Below are 1,604 nucleotides of genomic sequence, written 5' to 3'. Positions count from 1 at the left end.
GCAGCGCGCCCAGCTCACCGCCGTGGTAGGCGTAAACTTCGACCACACCGTCAGCAGCAGCGCGGACTGTGCCCAGCTCAACCTGGGTGTCACGGGACTGGCTTTCCACGAAGTTGGAGATGTAGCTTTCAGCGGAAGCGATGGAAGCAGTTGCGGCAACAGCGGCGGCGGCGAGTGTAAGTGTCTTGAACATGATATTTCCTTTCGGTGCCCGTCTGGGGCGGTGTATGATGTGCCCGTTTGTGGGGCGGTGTGTTGGTTGCCCGTGGTAGGGCGGCTTGTGTGTTGCAGCGTGTCTGCTGCGTTTCGATGAACTTAAGATGAGGGCTGTTGAGGCGTTTCGGAAGGGTCGCACCGGTCACGAAAATCTGAGTATCTTGTGACAGATCCAAACCCTTGACTGCACGTACGGAGCCTTAGACCGCACTTGCCTCGCAAATATGCACAGAAGCACGATCAACGCTGTGCATCGGGTCACAGATGGGGCGTAAATTTCATTTCAAACCCTCACGTTTCGGGCCTGAACGCAAAAGCGTGATCATTAAATATTTCATCATTCTCCCGCCGGGGTGAGGAATATGTCTCTGATTTTATTGATTTTGTCGCAAATCTCACGGCGCCGTGAACGCAAGAGCGCTTCATGTTGGAGTTGTTCCGACGATCTTGAGGCGCGAAACCAGAGGGCTGTGCCGTGATGCGCAGCTTTGATCCTCACATCGCCGGCCTGAAGGATAACCGGACGCCATGTGCGCCGCGTGGCTCCGTCACAGATTGGGTGGAGAGGCACCATCAAGGCCGCGCATCGCTGTCTCGCACCTGGACGATCATTCGCACTCGCAGGACCACTGTTTCAAATACTTTTGGTCTTATGAATTGCCGGCGTCTGCCCTGCTGATCGGGACCGAACGGTCGTTGTCCCAGCCCACACAGCTTGCGGAGTGTTCGCACGACAATGGGCCGCCCAATACGGACGGCCCAAACAGCTGTGGGATACTTTTTCGAAGGTGGATCAGTTCAATTCGATCTCTTGCGTATCAACGATCTGGCCATTCACCTTGAGCACGGCCAAAACGTCGGTCAGCGGGCGGCGGCGCACGTTGATTTCCACGTCGAGGTTTGAACCGGCATGAAGGCTCTCAGACCCCAGAAGCGGGCCAAGTTTGCCTTTGTGGTAGCCAAAGATCTCGACCACGCCATTGCCCGCGGCACGGACAGTGCCAAGCTCAATCAGGTTGTCGCGGTTTTGCTCTTTGACGAAATTGGAAATGTAGCTGCTTTCAGCGGCGGCTAGTGTCGCAGTTGCGGCCAGCGCCGCGAGGGAAAGTGTCAATGTCTTGAACATGGGATATCCTTTCAAGGAGTGGCGAGAGAAGACGATGCCAAATGGGATGGGAAAAAGGGAAAAGTAAGGTCGGCCTCAACTTGGAGGGGGAGAATGAGGCCGACCTTATGTTGCGTCATCGCTGACGCGGGGGATCTTAGTTGAACTCGATTTCCTGGGTGTCGACGATCTGGCCGCCCACTTTCAGGACTGCGATCGCGTCAACGTTGGAGCGGCGGATGTCGACGTTGGTTTCGGTGTTCGCACCGGCCATCACGGCCTC

1 protein-coding gene and 1 pseudogene are annotated in these 1,604 nt (G+C 56.2%); both read right to left on the bottom strand.

What is annotated here, in order from left to right; translation table 11 throughout:
• Nucleotides 1-193: pseudogene (locus PSJ8397_RS16740) on the bottom strand (hypothetical protein); the annotation flags it as partial.
• Between the two features lie 816 nt (nt 194-1,009).
• Nucleotides 1,010-1,342, bottom strand: a complete 333-nt coding sequence (locus PSJ8397_RS16735) for a hypothetical protein (protein ID WP_085865779.1) — start codon at nt 1,340-1,342, stop codon at nt 1,010-1,012.
• Between the last annotated feature and the right edge of the window lie 262 nt (nt 1,343-1,604).

The organism is Pseudooctadecabacter jejudonensis (assembly GCF_900172275.1).
Lineage (GTDB): Bacteria > Pseudomonadota > Alphaproteobacteria > Rhodobacterales > Rhodobacteraceae > Octadecabacter > Octadecabacter jejudonensis.
The sequence above is the reverse complement of the archived record's forward strand: the minus strand, read 5'-3'. Positions and strand labels throughout refer to the sequence as shown.